The organism is Clavibacter sp. B3I6 (assembly GCF_030816895.1).
In the GTDB taxonomy this organism is placed as follows: Bacteria; Actinomycetota; Actinomycetes; order Actinomycetales; family Microbacteriaceae; genus Clavibacter.
In genome coordinates this window covers 1,422,152-1,438,352 of sequence record NZ_JAUSYL010000001.1, presented here as the reverse complement: position 1 = coordinate 1,438,352, position 16,201 = coordinate 1,422,152, and the positions used below count along the sequence as shown (strand labels likewise).

Annotated in this window: 12 protein-coding genes; 10 read left to right on the top strand and 2 right to left on the bottom strand. The window is 75.4% G+C overall.

From position 1 onward, the window contains the following. Positions 1–25: 25 nt before the first annotated feature. The 7 genes from QFZ62_RS06655 (at position 26) to QFZ62_RS06625 (ending at position 9,091) form a co-directional block, all read left to right on the top strand. The gene (locus QFZ62_RS06655; protein WP_307503299.1) at positions 26–1,267 is read left to right on the top strand and encodes an FAD-binding oxidoreductase; all 1,242 of its coding nucleotides are present in this window, start codon (positions 26–28) and stop codon (positions 1,265–1,267) included. Then, on the top strand, positions 1,264–1,605 hold the full coding sequence (locus tag QFZ62_RS06650) for a (2Fe-2S)-binding protein (RefSeq protein ID WP_307503296.1): 342 nt from the start codon (positions 1,264–1,266) through the stop codon (positions 1,603–1,605). Before QFZ62_RS06655 ends, QFZ62_RS06650 begins: the two co-directional genes overlap by 4 nt. After that, positions 1,602–3,230, top strand: coding sequence for an FAD/NAD(P)-binding oxidoreductase (locus tag QFZ62_RS06645; protein WP_307503292.1), 1,629 nt, complete (start codon positions 1,602–1,604; stop codon positions 3,228–3,230). Before QFZ62_RS06650 ends, QFZ62_RS06645 begins: the two co-directional genes overlap by 4 nt. After that, entirely contained in the window at positions 3,227–4,144 is a 918-nt protein-coding gene (locus QFZ62_RS06640) for a dihydrodipicolinate synthase family protein (protein ID WP_307503289.1), read from the top strand. Before QFZ62_RS06645 ends, QFZ62_RS06640 begins: the two co-directional genes overlap by 4 nt. A 7-nt stretch (positions 4,145–4,151) precedes the next feature. Then, positions 4,152–5,153: a proline racemase family protein gene (locus QFZ62_RS06635; protein WP_307503286.1), complete on the top strand. Its 1,002-nt coding sequence runs from the start codon at positions 4,152–4,154 to the stop codon at positions 5,151–5,153. Between the two features lie 25 nt (positions 5,154–5,178). Continuing rightward, entirely contained in the window at positions 5,179–6,684 is a 1,506-nt protein-coding gene (locus tag QFZ62_RS06630; protein ID WP_307503284.1) for an aldehyde dehydrogenase (NADP(+)), read from the top strand. Between the two features lie 190 nt (positions 6,685–6,874). Continuing rightward, a complete protein-coding gene (locus QFZ62_RS06625; RefSeq protein WP_307503281.1) occupies positions 6,875–9,091 on the top strand; it encodes an acyl-CoA dehydrogenase in 2,217 nt (738 codons plus the stop codon). A gap of 36 nt (positions 9,092–9,127) precedes the next feature. On the opposite strand, the gene QFZ62_RS06620 is transcribed toward QFZ62_RS06625, so the two are convergent. Further along, positions 9,128–9,739 (bottom strand): DUF1349 domain-containing protein, encoded by a 612-nt coding sequence (locus QFZ62_RS06620; protein WP_307503279.1) that lies wholly within the window; start codon positions 9,737–9,739, stop codon positions 9,128–9,130. 56 nt (positions 9,740–9,795) lie between these two features. Between QFZ62_RS06620 and pip the strand changes: the two genes are divergently transcribed. Then, the gene (gene pip / locus QFZ62_RS06615) at positions 9,796–10,770 is read left to right on the top strand and encodes a prolyl aminopeptidase (protein ID WP_307503276.1); all 975 of its coding nucleotides are present in this window, start codon (positions 9,796–9,798) and stop codon (positions 10,768–10,770) included. A 45-nt stretch (positions 10,771–10,815) separates the two neighbouring features. Here pip and QFZ62_RS06610 read toward each other — a convergent pair whose 3' ends face one another. Next, positions 10,816–11,313 carry an adenylyltransferase/cytidyltransferase family protein gene (locus QFZ62_RS06610; protein WP_307503273.1) on the bottom strand — a complete coding sequence of 166 codons (498 nt, stop codon included), beginning with the start codon at positions 11,311–11,313 and terminating at the stop codon, positions 10,816–10,818. A gap of 367 nt (positions 11,314–11,680) precedes the next feature. Between QFZ62_RS06610 and QFZ62_RS06605 the strand changes: the two genes are divergently transcribed. Together QFZ62_RS06605 and QFZ62_RS06600 are read left to right on the top strand one after the other, a co-directional pair. Further along, the gene (locus tag QFZ62_RS06605; protein WP_307503271.1) at positions 11,681–14,263 is read left to right on the top strand and encodes a right-handed parallel beta-helix repeat-containing protein; all 2,583 of its coding nucleotides are present in this window, start codon (positions 11,681–11,683) and stop codon (positions 14,261–14,263) included. Positions 14,264–14,655: 392 nt separating this feature from the next. Next, complete coding sequence (locus QFZ62_RS06600) at positions 14,656–16,200, top strand: sugar transferase (protein ID WP_307503268.1); 1,545 nt, start codon at positions 14,656–14,658, stop codon at positions 16,198–16,200. Position 16,201 lies beyond the last annotated feature (1 nt).

Below are 16,201 nucleotides of genomic sequence, written 5' to 3'. Positions count from 1 at the left end.
CACCGACCCGTGAGAGCAGGACAGCATGACGCGTCACGTGGTCGTCGTCGGCGGGGGCATCGTGGGGGCGGCGTGCGCCCGGTCGCTCGCCCGCGCCGGGATCCGCGTCACCGTCGTCGAGCGGGCCGCGGTCGCGTCCGGCACGAGCGCGCAGGGCGAGGGCAACATCCTCGTGTCCGACAAGGGACCCGGCGCCGAGCTGGAGCTCGCGCAGCTGGCCGCGCGCCGCTGGCCCGAGGTGGCCGCCGAGCTCGCGGACGAGCTGGGCGACGCGCTCCCGTCCATCGAGTACGAGCCCAAGGGCGGTCTCGTCGTCACGACCACGGACGAGGGCGCGGATCCGCTCCTCGCCTTCGCCGCCGCGCAGCGCACCGCGGGCGTCCGAGCGGTCCCCGTCGACGTCCGCCGCGCGCTCGAGCTGGAGCCGTGGCTGAACCCCGCGATCACCGCCGCCGTGCACTACCCCGAGGACGCGCAGGTGCAGCCCGCCATCGCGACGGAGGCGCTCGCCGCGTCCGCCCGCCGCGCGGGGGCCGTCGTCCGCACGGGCGTCGCGGTGACCGGCCCGATCCTCGGACCCGACGGCGCCCTCCGCGGCGTGCGGACGACCGCGGGCGACATCCCGGCCGACGACGTGCTCGTCGCCGCCGGCCCCTGGTCGGGCGAGGTGGCGCGCGCCCTCGGCGTCGAGCTGCCCGTGCTGCCGCGGCGCGGGGTCGTGCTCGTCACCACCCGCATGCCGCACCGGATCCTGCACAAGGTCTACGACGGCGACTACGTGGGCGCGGTCGGGTCCGGCGACGGGGCGCTGCAGACCTCGGGCGTCGTGGAGTCCACGCCGTCGGGGACCGTGCTCATCGGATCCAGTCGCGAGCGCGTGGGCTTCGACGCGTCGCTGCGCGTGGCCGTGCTCGAGGAGCTCGCCGCGAAGGCCGTGCGGCTCTTCCCCTTCCTCGCCGACGCGAGCGCCATGCGGTCCTACGGCGGCTTCCGCCCCTACCTGCCCGACCACCTGCCCGTCGTCGGGCCGGACCCCCGGCTGCCGGGCCTCTGGCACGCGAGCGGGCACGAGGGCGCCGGGATCGGGCTGTCCGTCGCGACCGCCGACCTGATCGCCGCGCTGATGACCGGATCCGCGCCCGCGCTCGACGTGCGGCCCTTCTCGGTCGCGCGCGCCTCGCTCGGCCTCGCGATGCCGGACGCCGCGGGCGCCCCGGCTCCTCCGCTCGCCGACGCCGTCACGGACGCCGACCGGGTGCGCGCATGACGCCTCGGCGCGTGGACCCCGCGCGCGACCCCGTGCGGCCCGGGCCCGCGGAGGCCGTGCGCTTCACGGTGGACGGGGATCCGGTCGAGGGCCTCCGCGGCCAGACCATCGCCGGCGCGCTGCTCGCCTCGGGCACGCTCGCGTGGCGGACGACCGCGAGCGCCGGACGGCCGCGCGGCGTGTTCTGCGGGATCGGCGTGTGCTTCGACTGCACCGTCACGGTCAACGGGCTGCCGGACGTGCGCGCCTGCCAGCGCCGCGCCGTGGAGGGCGACGTCGTCGAGACCGGGCCCGGCGCCACCGTTCCGGACGACGCGCGTGCGGGGGACGCCCCGTGAGCGCGGCGGACGACCGGCGGCACGTCGTCGTGATCGGCGCGGGGCCCGCGGGTCTCGCTGCCGCGGTCGCCGCGCGGGGCCGGGGCGCGCGCGTCACGCTGCTCGACGCGTCCGACGAGCTGGGCGGCCAGTACTGGCGGCACCTGCCGTCGTCGCGGCCGGCCGCGCGCGAGCGGATCCTGCACCACGGCTGGAACGTGTTCACCGCGCTCCGGGGGCGGCTCGCCGCCGACGACGGCTGCGAGGTCGTGACCGGCGCGCAGGTGTGGGCGATCGAGCGGCCCGCGGCCAGCGGGATCGACGCCCCGGCCGCCGTCGTGCACGCGCTCGTGGGCCCGGTCGACGGATCCCGTCGCGCGCCCCGGACCCTCCGTCCCGACGCGCTCGTGCTCGCGACCGGCGCGCACGACCGCACGCTCCCGTTCCCCGGCTGGGACCTGCCGGGCGTCTTCACCGCGGGCGCCGCGCAGGCCCTCGCGAAGGGCGAGCGCGTGGCCATCGGCGACCGCGTCGTCGTCGCGGGCGCCGGGCCCTTCCTCCTCCCCGTCGCCGTCTCCCTCGTGCAGGCGGGGGCGCGCGTCGTCGGGATCCACGAGGCCGCGCGCGTGCCCGGCCTCGCGCGCGGCTGGCTGCGGGATCCGCTCGGCCTCGCCCGCGCGCCGCACAAGGCGGCCGAGCTCGCCGGCTACGTGTCCGTGCTGGCGCGCGAGCGGATCGGGTACGCCACCGGCAGCGCGGTCGTGGCGGCCCACGGCGTCGACCGCGTCGAGGCCGTCACGGTGCAGCGCCTCGACGCGTCGTGGGCGCCGATCCCGGGCACCGAGCGGCGGATCGCGGTCGATGCCGTGTGCGTCGGCCACGGCTTCACGCCCCGGCTCGAGCTGCCGATCGCGGCGGGCTGCCGCATCGGCGCCGACCGGTTCGTCGAGGTCGACGCGGCGCAGGGCGCGGGGCCCCGCGGGGTCTTCGCCGCGGGCGAGATCACGGGCATCGGGGGAGTGGACCAGGCGCTCGCGGAGGGCGAGGTGGCCGGGCACTGCGCCGCGGGCGGATCCCCGACCGACGCGGCCTGCGCCCCCGCGGTCCGCCGCCGCGCGGTCGCGCACGACGTGGCCCGCCGCATCGAGGCGGCGCACGGGATCCGCCCCGGCTGGACCGGCTGGCTCCGGGACGACACGCTCGCCTGCCGCTGCGAGGAGGTGCCCGTCGGCCGGATCCGCGCCACCGCCCGCGCCGCCGCCTCCACCGACCTCCGCTCCATGAAGCTCGCCACGCGCGCCGGCCTCGGCATCTGCCAGGGGCGCGTGTGCGGGCGCACCGTCGAGGAGCTGCTCGCGGGGGAGGCGCCGGCGTGCGGATCCGCGACCGCCGGATCCGCGTCCACCGGACTCGCCGCGGCGTCGCCCCCCGCCCCCGCCCCCGGCTCCGACCGCCGCCCCGTCGCCTCGCCCGTGCGCCTGGGCGAGCTCGCCGCCGCGTACGACCGCCGCGACGCCGGACCCCCGTCCCTCGCCGCGGCCGCCCCCGGCGCCGACGAACCGAGCGCTGACGAGCCGCCCCGCGCCCCCGCGCCCCCGACCACCCCCGCACCGCCCCGCACCACCGACCGGAAGGACATGCCATGACCGCACCCGCCCTGGACCTCGGAGGCGTCGTCGTCGCCACCACGCTGCCGTTCCGCGAGGACGCGTCCGCGCCCGCGGGCCTGGCCGTCGACTACGACGCCTACGCCGCGCACTGCGACTGGCTCATCGGGAACGGCTGCCGCGGCGTCGGCCCCAACGGCTCGCTCGGCGAGTACTCCTCGCTCACCGACGACGAGCGCCGGAAGGTCGTGCAGGTCGCGGTCGAGGCGGTCGGCGGGCGCGGGATCGTCGTGGCCGGCGTGCACGGCGTCGGCTGGCACCAGGCGCGGAAGTGGGCGGAGATCGCGGCCGAGGACGGCGCCGACGGCGTGCTCCTCCTGCCGCCCACGCTCTACCGGGCGAGCGACGACGAGGTCGTCGAGCACTACGCGCGCGTCGACGAGGTGGGCCTGCCGATCATGGCCTACAACAACCCCATCGACACCAAGGTCGACCTGACGCCGCAGCTCCTGCAGCGCCTCGACGCGCTCGAGAACGTCGTGGCCGTCAAGGAGTTCTCGGGCGACGTCCGCCGCGTGACGGAGATCCAGGACCTCACCGGCCTCGACGTCATCGCGGGCGCCGACGACCTGCTGCTCGAGTCGCTCGTGATGGGCGCGGTCGGCTGGTTCGCCGGCTACCCGAACGCCTTCCCGCGCGAGGCCGTCGAGCTGTACGGGCTCGCGACGTCCGGCCGCATCGAGGAGGCGAAGGACCTGTACCGCCACCTCGTCCCCGTCTTCCGCTGGGACTCGCGCACCGAGTTCGTGCAGGCCATCAAGCTCTCGATCGACGTGGCCGGCGAGAGCACGGGCGGCCCGACGCGTCCGCCGCGCGCCCCGCTGCCCGCCGCGGTCGCCGAGCAGGTCACGCGCGACACCCGCCGCGCGCTCGACCACCTCGCCGGGCGATGATCGACGCATGAGGTCCTCCCGCGTCTTCCACGCCGTCGACTCGCACACCGAGGGCATGCCGACCCGCGTCGTCACGAGCGGCTTCGGCGTGATCCCCGGCGCCACCATGAACGAGCGGCGCCTGCACCTCATCGAGCACCTCGACCACCTGCGGCTCCTCCTCATGACGGAGCCGCGCGGGCACGCCGCGATGAGCGGCGCGATCCTGCAGCCGCCCACGCGCGACGACTGCGACTGGGGCGTCCTCTACATCGAGGTGTCCGGCTGCCTGCCCATGTGCGGCCACGGGACCATCGGCGTCGCGACCGTGCTGGTGGAGACCGGGCTCGTGGAGGTGCAGGAGCCGGTCACGACCATCCGGCTCGACACCCCCGCCGGGCTCGTGATCGCGCGGGTCGACGTGGAGGACGGCCGCGCCGCGTCGGTCACGATCGAGAACGTGCCCTCCTACGTGGAGCGGCTCGACGCGCAGATCGAGGTGCCGGGCTACGGCACGGTGCCGTACAGCCTCGCCTTCGGCGGCAACTTCTACGCGGTCGTCGAGCTCGACGACGTGGGGCTGCCGTTCGACCGGGAGCGGCAGCAGGAGATCCTCGCGGCCGGGCTCGCGATCATGGCGGCCGTGAACGACCAGGCGCCGCCGTCGCACCCGGAGATCGCGGGCGTCGACCACTGCCACCACGTGGAGTTCTTGGGCGCCGGATCCGACGCCCGGCTGTCCCGGCACGCCATGGCGATCCACCCCGGCTGGTTCGACCGATCGCCGTGCGGCACGGGCACCTCCGCCCGCATGGCCGAGCTGTGGGCACGCGGCGAGCTCAGGGTGGGGGACGAGTTCGTCAACGAGTCCTTCATCGGCAGCCGGTTCTCGGGGAGGATCGTCCGGGAGACGACCGTCGCCGGCCGGCCCGCCATCGTGCCCGCCATCACGGGCCGCGCCTGGATCACGGGCATGGGCCAGTACCTGCTCGACCCCACCGACCCGTTCCCGAGCGGCTTCCGGTTCTAGGCCGGCGCGCATCCTGAGGAGAGACATGACCCCGCACGAGACCGACCCGACCGATGAGACCGTCGCCCGCACCGTGGAGGAGATCGCCGCGCGCGCCGCGGAGGCCGCCGCCCCGCTCGCGGCCCTCGCTCCGGAGGCGCGCGCCCGCGGGCTCGAGGCCGTCGCCGACGCGCTCGAGGCGATCCGGCCGGAGCTGCTGCCCGTCGCCGAGCGGGAGACGGCGCTCGCGCCCGGCCGCCTCGCCGGCGAGCTGACCCGCACCACCGTGCAGCTGCGGATCATCGCGGCCGCCGTGCGCGACGGCCGCTACCTCGACGCGCGCATCGACCACGCCGACCCCGACGCGGCGCCCGCCCCGCGCCCGGACCTCCGCCGGTACCTCGTGCCGGTCGGGCCCGTGCTCAACTTCGCGGCGTCCAACTTCCCGTTCGCGTTCTCCGTCGCGGGCGGCGACACGGCCTCGGCCCTCGCGGTCGGCTGCCCCGTGGTCGTCAAGGCGCACCCGGGGCACCCGGAGCTGTCGCGCCGGGTGGCGGCCGCCGCGTCCGCCGCGCTCGTCGCGGCCGGTCTCCCCGCGGGCGCGCTGCAGCTCGTCGAGGGCGAGGAGGCCGGGCTCGCGATGCTGCGCGACCCCCGGATCCGCGCCGCCACCTTCACCGGGTCCCTCCGCGCCGGACGCTTCCTCGCCGACGTCGCCGCCGCGCGTCCCGACCCCATCCCCTTCTTCGGCGAGCTCGGCAGCGTGAACCCGGTCGTGATCACCGAGCGCGCGGCCGCCGAGCGCGGCGACGACATCGCGCGCGCCCTCGTCGCCAGCGCCGCCGGATCGGCCGGGCAGCTCTGCACGGCCCCCGGCATCGTGCTCGTCCCGGCGGGGCACGGGCTCGACGCCGTGCTCGCGGAGGAGGCCGGGCACATCGCGCCGCACGGGATGCTCAACGCGCGCATCGCGGAGGGCTACGCGGGCGGCCGGGCCGCCGCGATCGCGGTCGACGGCGTGCGCCTCGTCGCGGAGGGCCGCGCGCCCGCGGGCGACGACGGATCCGTGACCCCCACCATCGCCGCCGTCCCCCTCGACGCCTTCGAGGCCGCGGGCGAGGCGCTGCGGCACGAGGTGTTCGGCCCGTTCGCGCTGCTCGTCGAGTACCCGGCGGGCACGGACCTCGCGGCGCTCGCGTCCCGCACCTTCGCGGGCGAGCTCACCGCGAGCGTCCACCTGGGAGCCGAGGAGGGCGACGCGGGCGAGCCCGCGACGGCCGAGCTGATCCGCGTGCTCGCCGCCCGCGCCGGCCGCGTGCTCGTGGACGCCTGGCCCACGGGCGTCTCCGTCACGGACGCGCAGCAGCACGGCGGACCCTGGCCCGCCACCACGCTCGACCGCGGCACGAGCGTGGGCACGGCATCGCTCGACCGGCTGCTCCGCGGCGTCGCGTTCCAGGGCGTGCCCGACGCGCTCCTCCCCGAGCCGCTCCGCACCGCCAACCCGTGGGGCGTCCCGCAGCGGGTGAGCGCGCGCGGCGCCCGCGCGTAGCAGCCCGGCCGCCGGCCGCGCCTCCGCACCCCGTTCCGGCCGCCCGCGCTGAGGGTTCCCACAACCCCCGGCGGCCCTCCGCGGGAGCGCGTTGAAGGCCCGCGACGTGTTATTCGGCGGGTGGAGGATCCGTGCATAGCGTGGCCGGTGCCGGCAGGGACGCCGGCGCAGGCGACGGCACGGAGGATCCATGGTCGACACGGCGGCACGAGGACGCACCACCCGCGGCACGAGGGGACGAGGCCCCGCCGCGGTCCCGGAGGCCGCCGGCACCCGCGACGAGGGCGCGCTCCGCGAGGCGGACGTGCCCGTCGCGAGCGACGTGGACGCGGAGGTCGCCCGCGACCTCGACCGCACCGACGGACGCGCGGACGCGGGGGCGGGCCCGCGCGTCGACGTCGCGGCGCTCGGCCGGATCCTCCTCGGCCGCTGGGCGGACGTCCGCGTCTCGGCGCGCGAGCTGACGAGCCGCCCCGAGCTGCACCGCGTCGAGGGCCTCGACATGCACCAGCACCGGGCGCGCGTCACCGAGCAGCTCCGCGTCCTCGTCGAGCACGGCGGCGTGCACCGCGCGTTCCCCGCGAGCGTCGGCGGGCTCGACGACCACGGCGGCAACATCGCGGGATTCGAGGAGCTCGTGGCGGCGGATCCGTCGCTCCAGATCAAGGCCGGCGTCCAGTGGGGCCTGTTCGGCTCCGCGGTGATGCACCTCGGCACCGAGCGCCACCACCGGGACCTCCTGCCCGGGATCATGACGCTCGAGACGCCCGGCGCCTTCGCCATGACGGAGACGGGGCACGGCTCCGACGTCGCGAGCATCGGCACCACCGCGACCTACGACCCGGAGACGGGCGACTTCGTCCTGCACACCCCGTTCCGCGCCGCGTGGAAGGACTACCTCGGCAACGCCGCGGTCGACGGGCGGGCCGCGACCGTGTTCGCGCAGCTCATCACGCAGGGCGTCAACCACGGCGTGCACTGCTTCTTCGTGCCGCTGCGCGACGAGCACGGCGCGTTCCTGCCCGGCATCGGCGGCGAGGACGACGGCCTGAAGGGCGGCCTCAACGGCATCGACAACGGCCGGCTGCACTTCGACCACGTGCGCGTGCCGCGCGCGAACCTCCTCAACCGCTACGGCGACGTGGCCGAGGACGGCACCTACAGCTCCGACATCGCGAGCCCCGGCCGCCGCTTCTTCACCATGCTCGGCACGCTCGTGCAGGGCCGCGTCTCGCTCGACGGCGCCGCGACGTCCGCCGCGAAGATCGCCCTGCAGATCGCCGTGACCTACGGCAACCAGCGCCGCCAGTTCGTCGCCGGCGGGACGGACGAGGAGGTGCTGCTCGACTACCAGCGCCACCAGCGCCGCCTGATCCCGCGCATCGCGACCACCTACGCGGCCTCCTTCGCGCACGAGCAGCTCCTCGGGCAGTTCGACGCGGTGTTCTCCGGCGCGGCCGACACCGACGCGGCCCGCCAGGACCTGGAGACCCTCGCCGCCGCGCTCAAGCCGCTCAGCACGTGGCACGCGCTCGACACCATCCAGGAGGCGCGCGAGGCGTGCGGCGGCCAGGGCTTCCTCGCGGAGAACCGGCTCGTGGGGCTCCGCGCCGACCTCGACGTGTACGCGACCTTCGAGGGCGACAACACCGTGCTCCTGCAGCTGGTCGCCAAGCGGCTCCTCACCGACGTCAACCGCCGGTTCGCGAAGGCCGGCTTCGGCGTCCTCGCGCGCTACGCCGTCGAGCAGGCCGCCGACCGCACGCTGCGCTCCACGGGCCTTCGGACGCTCGGGCAGGCGCTCGCCGACCGCGGATCCACCGCCCGCTCCGTGGGCCAGCTCCGCGAGCCCGACACGCAGCGCGCCCTGCTCACCGGGCGCGTGGAGACGATGGTCGCCGAGATCGCGACCGCCCTGCGCGGCGCCCGCACGATGCCGCCCGCCGAGGCGGCGGCCCTGTTCAACCGGCACCAGGACGCGCTCATCGAGGCGGCCCGCGCGCACGCGCAGCTGCTGCAGTGGGAGGCGTTCACGGAGGCGCTCGACCCGGCCTCGGCGTCGGGACGCGCGATGGACGACGGCACGCGCCGCATCCTCACCTGGACCCGCGACCTCTTCGGCCTGCGCCTCATCGAGGAGGACCTCGCCTGGTACCTGATCCACGGCCGCATCAGCGCACCGCGCGCCCGCGCCGTGACGGCCTACATCGACCGGCTCGTCGCGCGCCTCCGGCCGCACGCGCAGGACCTCGTCGACTCCTTCGGCTACACGCCCGCCCACGTGCGGGCGGCCGTCGCGTCGGGGGAGGAGCGGGAGCGCCAGGACGAGGCGCGCGCGTACCGGGACGCCCGGATCGCCGACGGGACGGCGCCGCGGATGGAGAAGGCGGAGAGGAAGGCGCGGTAGGGCGGCAGGGCGCGACGCGGATCCGGGACGTCGCGCTCAGGCGTGCAGCGCCGCGTCCGCCGGGCCGGTGCGCCACGACGCGAACCGGGCGGTGTACCCCGCGCGGGTGGGCGCGCAGCAGAAGGGGCCGGCGGTGACGGACGCGTCGGGATCCAGCGGGGCCACGCGGACCAGGCGCCACGGCTCGGCGTCGACCCGGGCCCGCACCGTGAGGGCGTCGCCGGAGCGGCTGGCCCGGATCGTCACGGTGCGCCCCGACCAGCCCGGCACGGGTGCGAGCGACCAGTCGGAGACCCCGCGCGTGACGACCGCGCCGAGGCCGTCCTCGCCGTCGCTGCGCTCGACGCCCGCCTTGATCCACGTCCGGGCGTCGACCCGGACGAACACGCCCGCCTGGTCGAACTGCTCCGCGAGCTCGAGCGCGAACGCGACCTCCACGGCCGCGCCCGGCGGCAGCGGCGCGAGCAGCGCGTGCTCGGTGTCGTGCACGAAGCCGTAGGAGGTGACGCGCCAGGCGTCGCTGCCCTCGCGGGCGGTCACGTCCATGCCGCCGTCGTGGATCCGCACCTCCTCGGGCTCGGTCGTCCAGGTGCCGTCGGTCCAGGGGATGTCGCGGAAGGCGGGGTCGGGTGCGGGGGAGTCGCTCACGGGTCGAACGTACGGGCACCGCGGGGCGCGGCGCGAGGTCCCCGTACGCTCGATCCATGCGCACCCTGTTCCCCGAGATCGACCCGCACGACACCGGCATGCTCGACGTGGGGGACGGCCAGCTCCTCTGGTGGGAGGTGTCGGGGAACCCCGACGGCATCCCGGTCGTCTTCCTGCACGGCGGCCCCGGCGGCGGCACGAGCCCGACCCACCGTCGCCTGTTCGACCCCGCGCGGTACCGCATCGTGCTCGTCGACCAGCGCGGCTGTGGGCGGAGCACGCCGCACGTGTCGTCGCCCGAGGCGGACCTGTCGGTCAACACGACCTGGCACCTCGTCGCCGACCTCGAGCGCCTGCGGGAGCACCTCGGCGTCGAGCGGTGGCTGGTCTTCGGCGGATCCTGGGGCTCGACCCTCGCGCTCGCCTACGCCGAGACGCACCCGAGCCGCGTGACCGGCCTCATCCTCCGCGGCATCTTCACGCTGCGGGCGTCCGAGCTCGACTGGTTCTACGAGGGCCCGGCCGGCATGGTCTACCCCGACGGCTGGGAGGCGTTCACCGCGCCCGTCCCCGGGGTCGCGCGGGGCGGGATCATCGCGGCGTACGCGGCGCTGCTGGCGGATCCGGACCCCGCGGTGCACGGGCCGGCCGCGGTCGCGTGGTCCACCTGGGAGGCGTCGGGGATCACGCTGCTGCCGCGACCCGAGCTGGTGGCGCGGTTCGCCGAGCCGACCTACGCGCTCGCGTTCGCGCGCATCGAGAACCACTTCTTCGTGCACGGCGGGTGGATGGAGGACGGCCAGCTCATCCGCGACGCGCACCTGCTCCGCGGGATCCCGGCGGAGATCGTGCAGGGCCGCTACGACATGTGCACGCCGCCCGCGACCGCGTGGGACCTGCACCGGGCGCTGCCCGAGGCGCGCTTCACGATGGTGCCGGACGCCGGGCACGCGTTCGACGAGCCCGGCATCCTCGACGCGCTGCTCGAGGCGACGGAGCGCGCGGCGGACCGGCTGGCGCCGATCGACTGACGGGAACGGCGGAACGGCCGGCCCTCGGGTCGACCGGCCGCCGCCCTAGCGGCTGACCAGCGTCTGCGTCGCGTGGCCCGCCGGCTGCGGCAGCGTGGCGAGCGGGCTCGCCGCGGTCGCGCCGACGCCGCTGAGGACGTCGAGCGCGCGACGGAGCCGCGTGCTCGAGGTGTGCATCGTGTACGGGAAGTACACGACCTCCACGCCCACCGCCGCGAACTCGGCCTCGAGGCGCTCGCCCTTCGGGGTGCCGCGCCAGTCGTCGCCCTTGAAGAAGACGTCGAAGCGCACGTCGCGCCAGGTGTCGAGCTTGTCCGGCAGCGTCTCCGCGCGGGCCTCGTCGACGTAGCTGATGTGGCTCACGATCTCGAGGCGCTCGGCGAGCGGCACCACGGGCGTGATGCCCTTGTTGCGCTCGAGCATCTCGTCGGAGACGACCCCCGCGATGAGGAAGTCGCACTGGCTCTTGGCGTGCTTGAGGATGTTGAGGTGGCCGACGTGGAACAGGTCGAATGCTCCAGCGGCGTAGCCGATTCGGGTCATGGCTCGTCGTGTCTCGTGTAGTCCGCGGCCGGGCGCGGGTACGCCGGGATGCGGGATCGGGTGCAGCCCGGTGCGGGTACGCCGGGCGGAGGTCCTCCTGCTCACGCGACGCGGGTACGTCGGCCGCCCTGGGTGGGGGCGACGGGGAGCGGTGGACCTCAGTGGATCCTACGGCGCGTCGCCGCCCGGGCGGAAGGCGTGCACTCGAACGGGGGGTGGCGACGAGCTCGGGCCACGAACTCATGACGTGTCCTCCGTTCGGGGGACACCATGGCCCGATTTTGGGTTATCTTCATCAAACCCACCCCGTACGGGGGGCACCGAGCCCCGCATGCCGACGGGCCCACCCGAGCAAGGACCCGCCCGAATGATGCCCTCATCCCCGCATGCCCGCCCTCGACATCTGATCGCGCTCGCCGTCGCGATCGGCCTCGCCGTCCCCGCCGCACTGGTCGTCCCGGAAGCCGCGCGCGCGGCCACCGGACAGGACATGGTCGCGGGGGCTCCGGTGTACACCGACTCCTTCACCCGCAGCACGAGCGGCGGATGGGGCGCGGCGTCCGGCTCGGCCCCGTACTCGCACGACGTGCCCGACGCGTTCCGCGTCAACGGCGCGCGCGGGGTCATCGACCTCAAGGGCCCCGGCGTCGCCGCGGCTGCCACCCTGCCCGCGACGGCGCCCGCGGACAGCGAGAGCACCATCCGCGTGACGGTGCCGCGCATCCCCGCCAAGGGCAACGGCGTCTCCGCAGGTCTCCAGCAGCGCGCGTCGGGGTCGTCCTACTACCAGTCGACCGTCCGGATCGACAGCGGCGGCACCGCGTACCTGTCGGTCATCCGCGTCAACGGGTCCACCGCCGCGCAGACCACCCTCGTCCCCGGCGCGGTCGTCGCCCGGGGCGTGCAGCCGGGCCAGGCGATCACCCTGCAGTCCCGCGTCTCCGGCAGCGCCACGGTGTCCGTGGACGCCCGGGCCTGGCTCGACGCCCAGGCCGTCCCCGCCTGGCAGGCGGTGGCCGCCGACTCGAGCGGGGCCCGCCTCGCGTCGGGATCCGGCGTGCGCGTCTGGTCGTACCTGTCGGCCTCCTCCGGTGCCCAGGCCGTCTCCTTCGACGACCTCGCCGTCCGCCCGCTGACGGCGTCGCCCGCACCGGCACCGGCACCCGCACCCGCACCGGCTCCCGCTCCCGCTCCGGCACCCGCTCCGGCGCCGGCACCCGCTCCGGCGCCAGCACCGGGCACCGGCGACGCGGAGCAGGCGATCCCCCTCTCCGACGCCCGTCCGGGATCGGGTTCCGCGCCCGTCGGCTCCACCCGCTACGCCGTGCCCGCCACCGCGCTGTTCGTCGCGACGACCGGCTCGGACTCGGCGTCCGGATCGTCGTCCGCGCCCCTCCGCACCATCCAGCGGGCCGTCGACGTCGCGGCCTCCGGGCGCACGATCGTCGTCCGCGGCGGCACGTACCACGAGTCGGTGGTGATGCCCAAGGGCGAGGCGCTGACCCTGCAGTCCTACCCGGGCGAGAAGGTCTGGCTCGACGGCAGCAGGAAGCTCAGCGAGTGGGTGGCGTCCGGATCCGGCTGGTACGCGCCCCGATGGGACCTGTCGTTCGACACCAGCCCCACCTACACGCGGGGCGCGCCCGACGGCACATCGGCCAGCTGGTCGTTCGTCAACCCCGCGTACCCGCTCGCGGCGCACCCCGACCAGGTCTGGTTCGGGGGCACCGCACAGCGGCAGGTCGCGTCGCGCGCCCAGGTCGTCCCGGGCACGTTCTTCGTCGACCGTGCGGCCGACCGCCTCTACGTCGGCTCCGATCCTCGCTCCGCCGGCGTGCGCTCGAGCGACCTCATCAGCGCCCTCCAGGTGCGCGGGGACGGCAGCACCGTGCGCGGCATCGGGATCCGCCGGTACGCCCCCTCCGTCCCGGACCAGGGTGCGGTCCAGATCCACGGCACGCGCGTCGCGTTCGAGAACGTCGCCATCACGGACATCGCCACCATCGGGCTCTCGGTCATGGCGACCGACGCCCGGCTCACCGCGGTGACGTCGGCACGGAACGGCATGATCGGGATGCGCGCGGTCTACGCGGACCGCCTGGTCGCGACGCGACTGCTCGTGGCGGACAACAACCTCGAGCGCTTCAACCGCGCCCCGGTGTCCGGCGGCTTCAAGATCGGACGCTCGCGCGACATCCAGGTGCTCGACAGCGACTTCCAGCGCAACGCCGGCAACGGCCTGTGGTTCGACGAGTCCGTCTACGACATCACGCTCACGGGCAACGACGTCCTCGACAACACGGGCGCCGGCATCGTGCTCGAGCTGTCCTCCACCGTGACGGTGGCGGACAACGTCATCGCCCGCAGCGGCGAGGAGGGGCTCTGGATCGAGAACTCCGGGCACATCGGCGTGTGGAACAACACCTTCTCCGCCAACAACCGGGACATCGACATCTCGCAGGGCGACCGGGTCGCGACGAACCTGTCCACCCCCGGCCACGACCCCCGCCAGAAGCTGCCGGACCCCACGGTGACCTGGGTCGTGACCGACATCACGATCTCGAACAACGTGCTCCAGGGCAGCACGGGCAACGCCCTGCTCGCGGTCGAGGACCACACGCACAAGCGGTCCGCGGCGCAGATGGGCATCCGCACGGCGGGCAACGTGTACCAGCGCGACCAGGCCGGCAGCCCCGGCTGGGCCGTCATCTGGTCGCGAGGAGACGGCAACCCGGCCGTCTACGGCACCATGGCCGCGTTCCGCGACGCGACCGGCAACGACCGGACGAGCATCGAGGTCATCGGCCGGAGGGTCCTCGGTCCCGACCTGCGCATCACGAGCGAGATCGCCTCGTCGCAGTCCTCCGTGGCGGTCGGCGTCCCGGCGCTCATCGGCTCGCTGACGGGTCTCCTGACCGGATCCCGGACGCTCGGCGCGACCGCCGGCTGATCCCGCGCGATCCGTCGACAGGACGGGCCGGTCCCCTCGGGGGACCGGCCCGTCCTCGCGTGCGGGCGTGCCCCCCCCCCCCCGAAGGGGGAGGGGCGACGGGGCACAGGGAACATCTAGCATTGCCACCGTCACCACCCGGTGTTCACCCGTCGTACCCGCGACGTCCACTCCCGGACCGGCCCACCCAGCCGCGTCCACACGGAGCCGTGAACCGGACGAGGTCTACCCGGACCCCGTCGCACCCCGCACCACCCACCTGTAACCCGAAACGCAGGAACTTACCCGATGAACCCGTCATCGGCGCTGGACCGAACCCGTCGTCCGCGCCTCCCCGCACCCACCCGATCCCACGACACCCCGCGACCGCTCGACGCGCTGCCCGGCACGCGATGAGCACCACGAGGAACCGCCCCGCGACCCGGGGCGAGCGCACCCGCGTGCGCCCGGAGCGCCGCTCCGCGCACCGCCCGATCATCGGATCCGGCGTCGCGCCCGCCGTCCCCGCCGTCCCGTCGGGCCGCCGCTGGGCCCGCGACTACCGCACCCGGCTCATCGCGACCGACTGGGCGATCATCATCGCCACCGTCCTCGCCGCCCAGCTCACGCGCTTCGGCACGGGGGACGCGGCGGTCGAGGCCGGGTCCGTGCAGGTCGACTACGGCGTCGTCTCGGTGATCGTCGTGGGCGCCTGGATCGCCGTGCTCGGCGCCTTCCGCACCCGGGACGTCCGCATCGTCGGCGTCGGGGCCGCCGAGTACAAGCGCGTCGTCAACGCGTCGGCCATCACCTTCGGGGCGCTCGCGATCGGGTTCCTCCTCCTCAAGGTCGACATCGCCCGCGGCTACGTCGTCCTCGCCTTCCCGCTCGGCGTCGTGGCGCTGCTCGCGGCCCGGTGGAGCTGGCGCCGGTGGCTCATCCGCCGCCGCGTGCAGGGCGCCCACCTCTCCCGCGTCGTCGTCGTGGGCAGCCGCGCCGACGTCGAGGACGTCGCCGCGCAGATCCTGCTGCGTCCCGCCTCCGGCTACACGGTGGTGGGCGTCGCGATCGACGAGCACCTCGCCGGCCTCGAGGTCGGCGGGCGCACGATCCCCGTCGTCTCCGACCTCGGATCCGTCGCCGCGGCCGCCGCCCGCACCGCCGCCGACGCCGTCATCGTCGCCAGCCAGCCGCGCGCCGGCAGCAACGCCGTCCGCACGCTCGGCTGGGAGCTCGAGGGGTCGTCGATCGAGCTGGTGCTCGCGTCGCGGCTCACCGACGTGGCCGGCCCGCGCATCCACTTCCGCCCCGTCGAGGGCCTCCCGCTCATCCACGTCGAGATCCCGCAGTTCGAGGGCGGCAAGCACGTGATGAAGCGGGCCCTCGACATCGCGGTCGCCGGCCTCGCGCTGGTGGTCCTCTCGCCCGTGATGCTCGTCCTCGCGGTCGTCGTCCGCCTCGACAGCCCCGGCGGCGCCATCTTCCGCCAGGAGCGCGTCGGCAAGAGCGGCCAGGAGTTCGACATGCTCAAGTTCCGCTCGATGCGGGTCACCGCCGAGGCGGAGCTCGAGGCGCTCACGGCGGCGAACGAGGGATCCGGTCCGCTGTTCAAGATGCGGAACGACCCGCGCGTCACCCGCGTGGGCGCCGTGCTCCGGCGCTACTCGCTCGACGAGCTGCCGCAGCTGTGGAACATCCTCGTGGGCGACATGAGCCTCGTGGGGCCCCGCCCGCCGCTGCGCCGCGAGGTGCAGGGCTACGAGAGCCACGTGCACCGCCGTCTGTTCATCAAGCCGGGCCTCACCGGCATGTGGCAGGTGAACGGCCGGAGCGACCTGAGCTGGGACGAGAGCGTCCGGCTCGACCTGTACTACGTCGAGAACTGGTCCCTGACCGGCGACGTCATGATCATGTGGCGCACCTTCCGTGTGCTCACCCGACCCGTGGGGGCCTACTAAC

Coding starts and splice junctions, on each gene's coding strand:
- QFZ62_RS06630 (WP_307503284.1), top strand. CDS start 5,179: ATGACCCCGCACGAGACCGACCCGACCGATGAGACCGTCGCCCGCACC.
- QFZ62_RS06640 (WP_307503289.1), top strand. CDS start 3,227: ATGACCGCACCCGCCCTGGACCTCGGAGGCGTCGTCGTCGCCACCACG.
- pip (WP_307503276.1), top strand. CDS start 9,796: ATGCGCACCCTGTTCCCCGAGATCGACCCGCACGACACCGGCATGCTC.
- QFZ62_RS06650 (WP_307503296.1), top strand. CDS start 1,264: ATGACGCCTCGGCGCGTGGACCCCGCGCGCGACCCCGTGCGGCCCGGG.
- QFZ62_RS06600 (WP_307503268.1), top strand. CDS start 14,656: ATGAGCACCACGAGGAACCGCCCCGCGACCCGGGGCGAGCGCACCCGC.
- QFZ62_RS06625 (WP_307503281.1), top strand. CDS start 6,875: ATGGTCGACACGGCGGCACGAGGACGCACCACCCGCGGCACGAGGGGA.
- QFZ62_RS06635 (WP_307503286.1), top strand. CDS start 4,152: ATGAGGTCCTCCCGCGTCTTCCACGCCGTCGACTCGCACACCGAGGGC.
- QFZ62_RS06655 (WP_307503299.1), top strand. CDS start 26: ATGACGCGTCACGTGGTCGTCGTCGGCGGGGGCATCGTGGGGGCGGCG.
- QFZ62_RS06605 (WP_307503271.1), top strand. CDS start 11,681: ATGATGCCCTCATCCCCGCATGCCCGCCCTCGACATCTGATCGCGCTC.
- QFZ62_RS06610 (WP_307503273.1), bottom strand. CDS start 11,313: ATGACCCGAATCGGCTACGCCGCTGGAGCATTCGACCTGTTCCACGTC.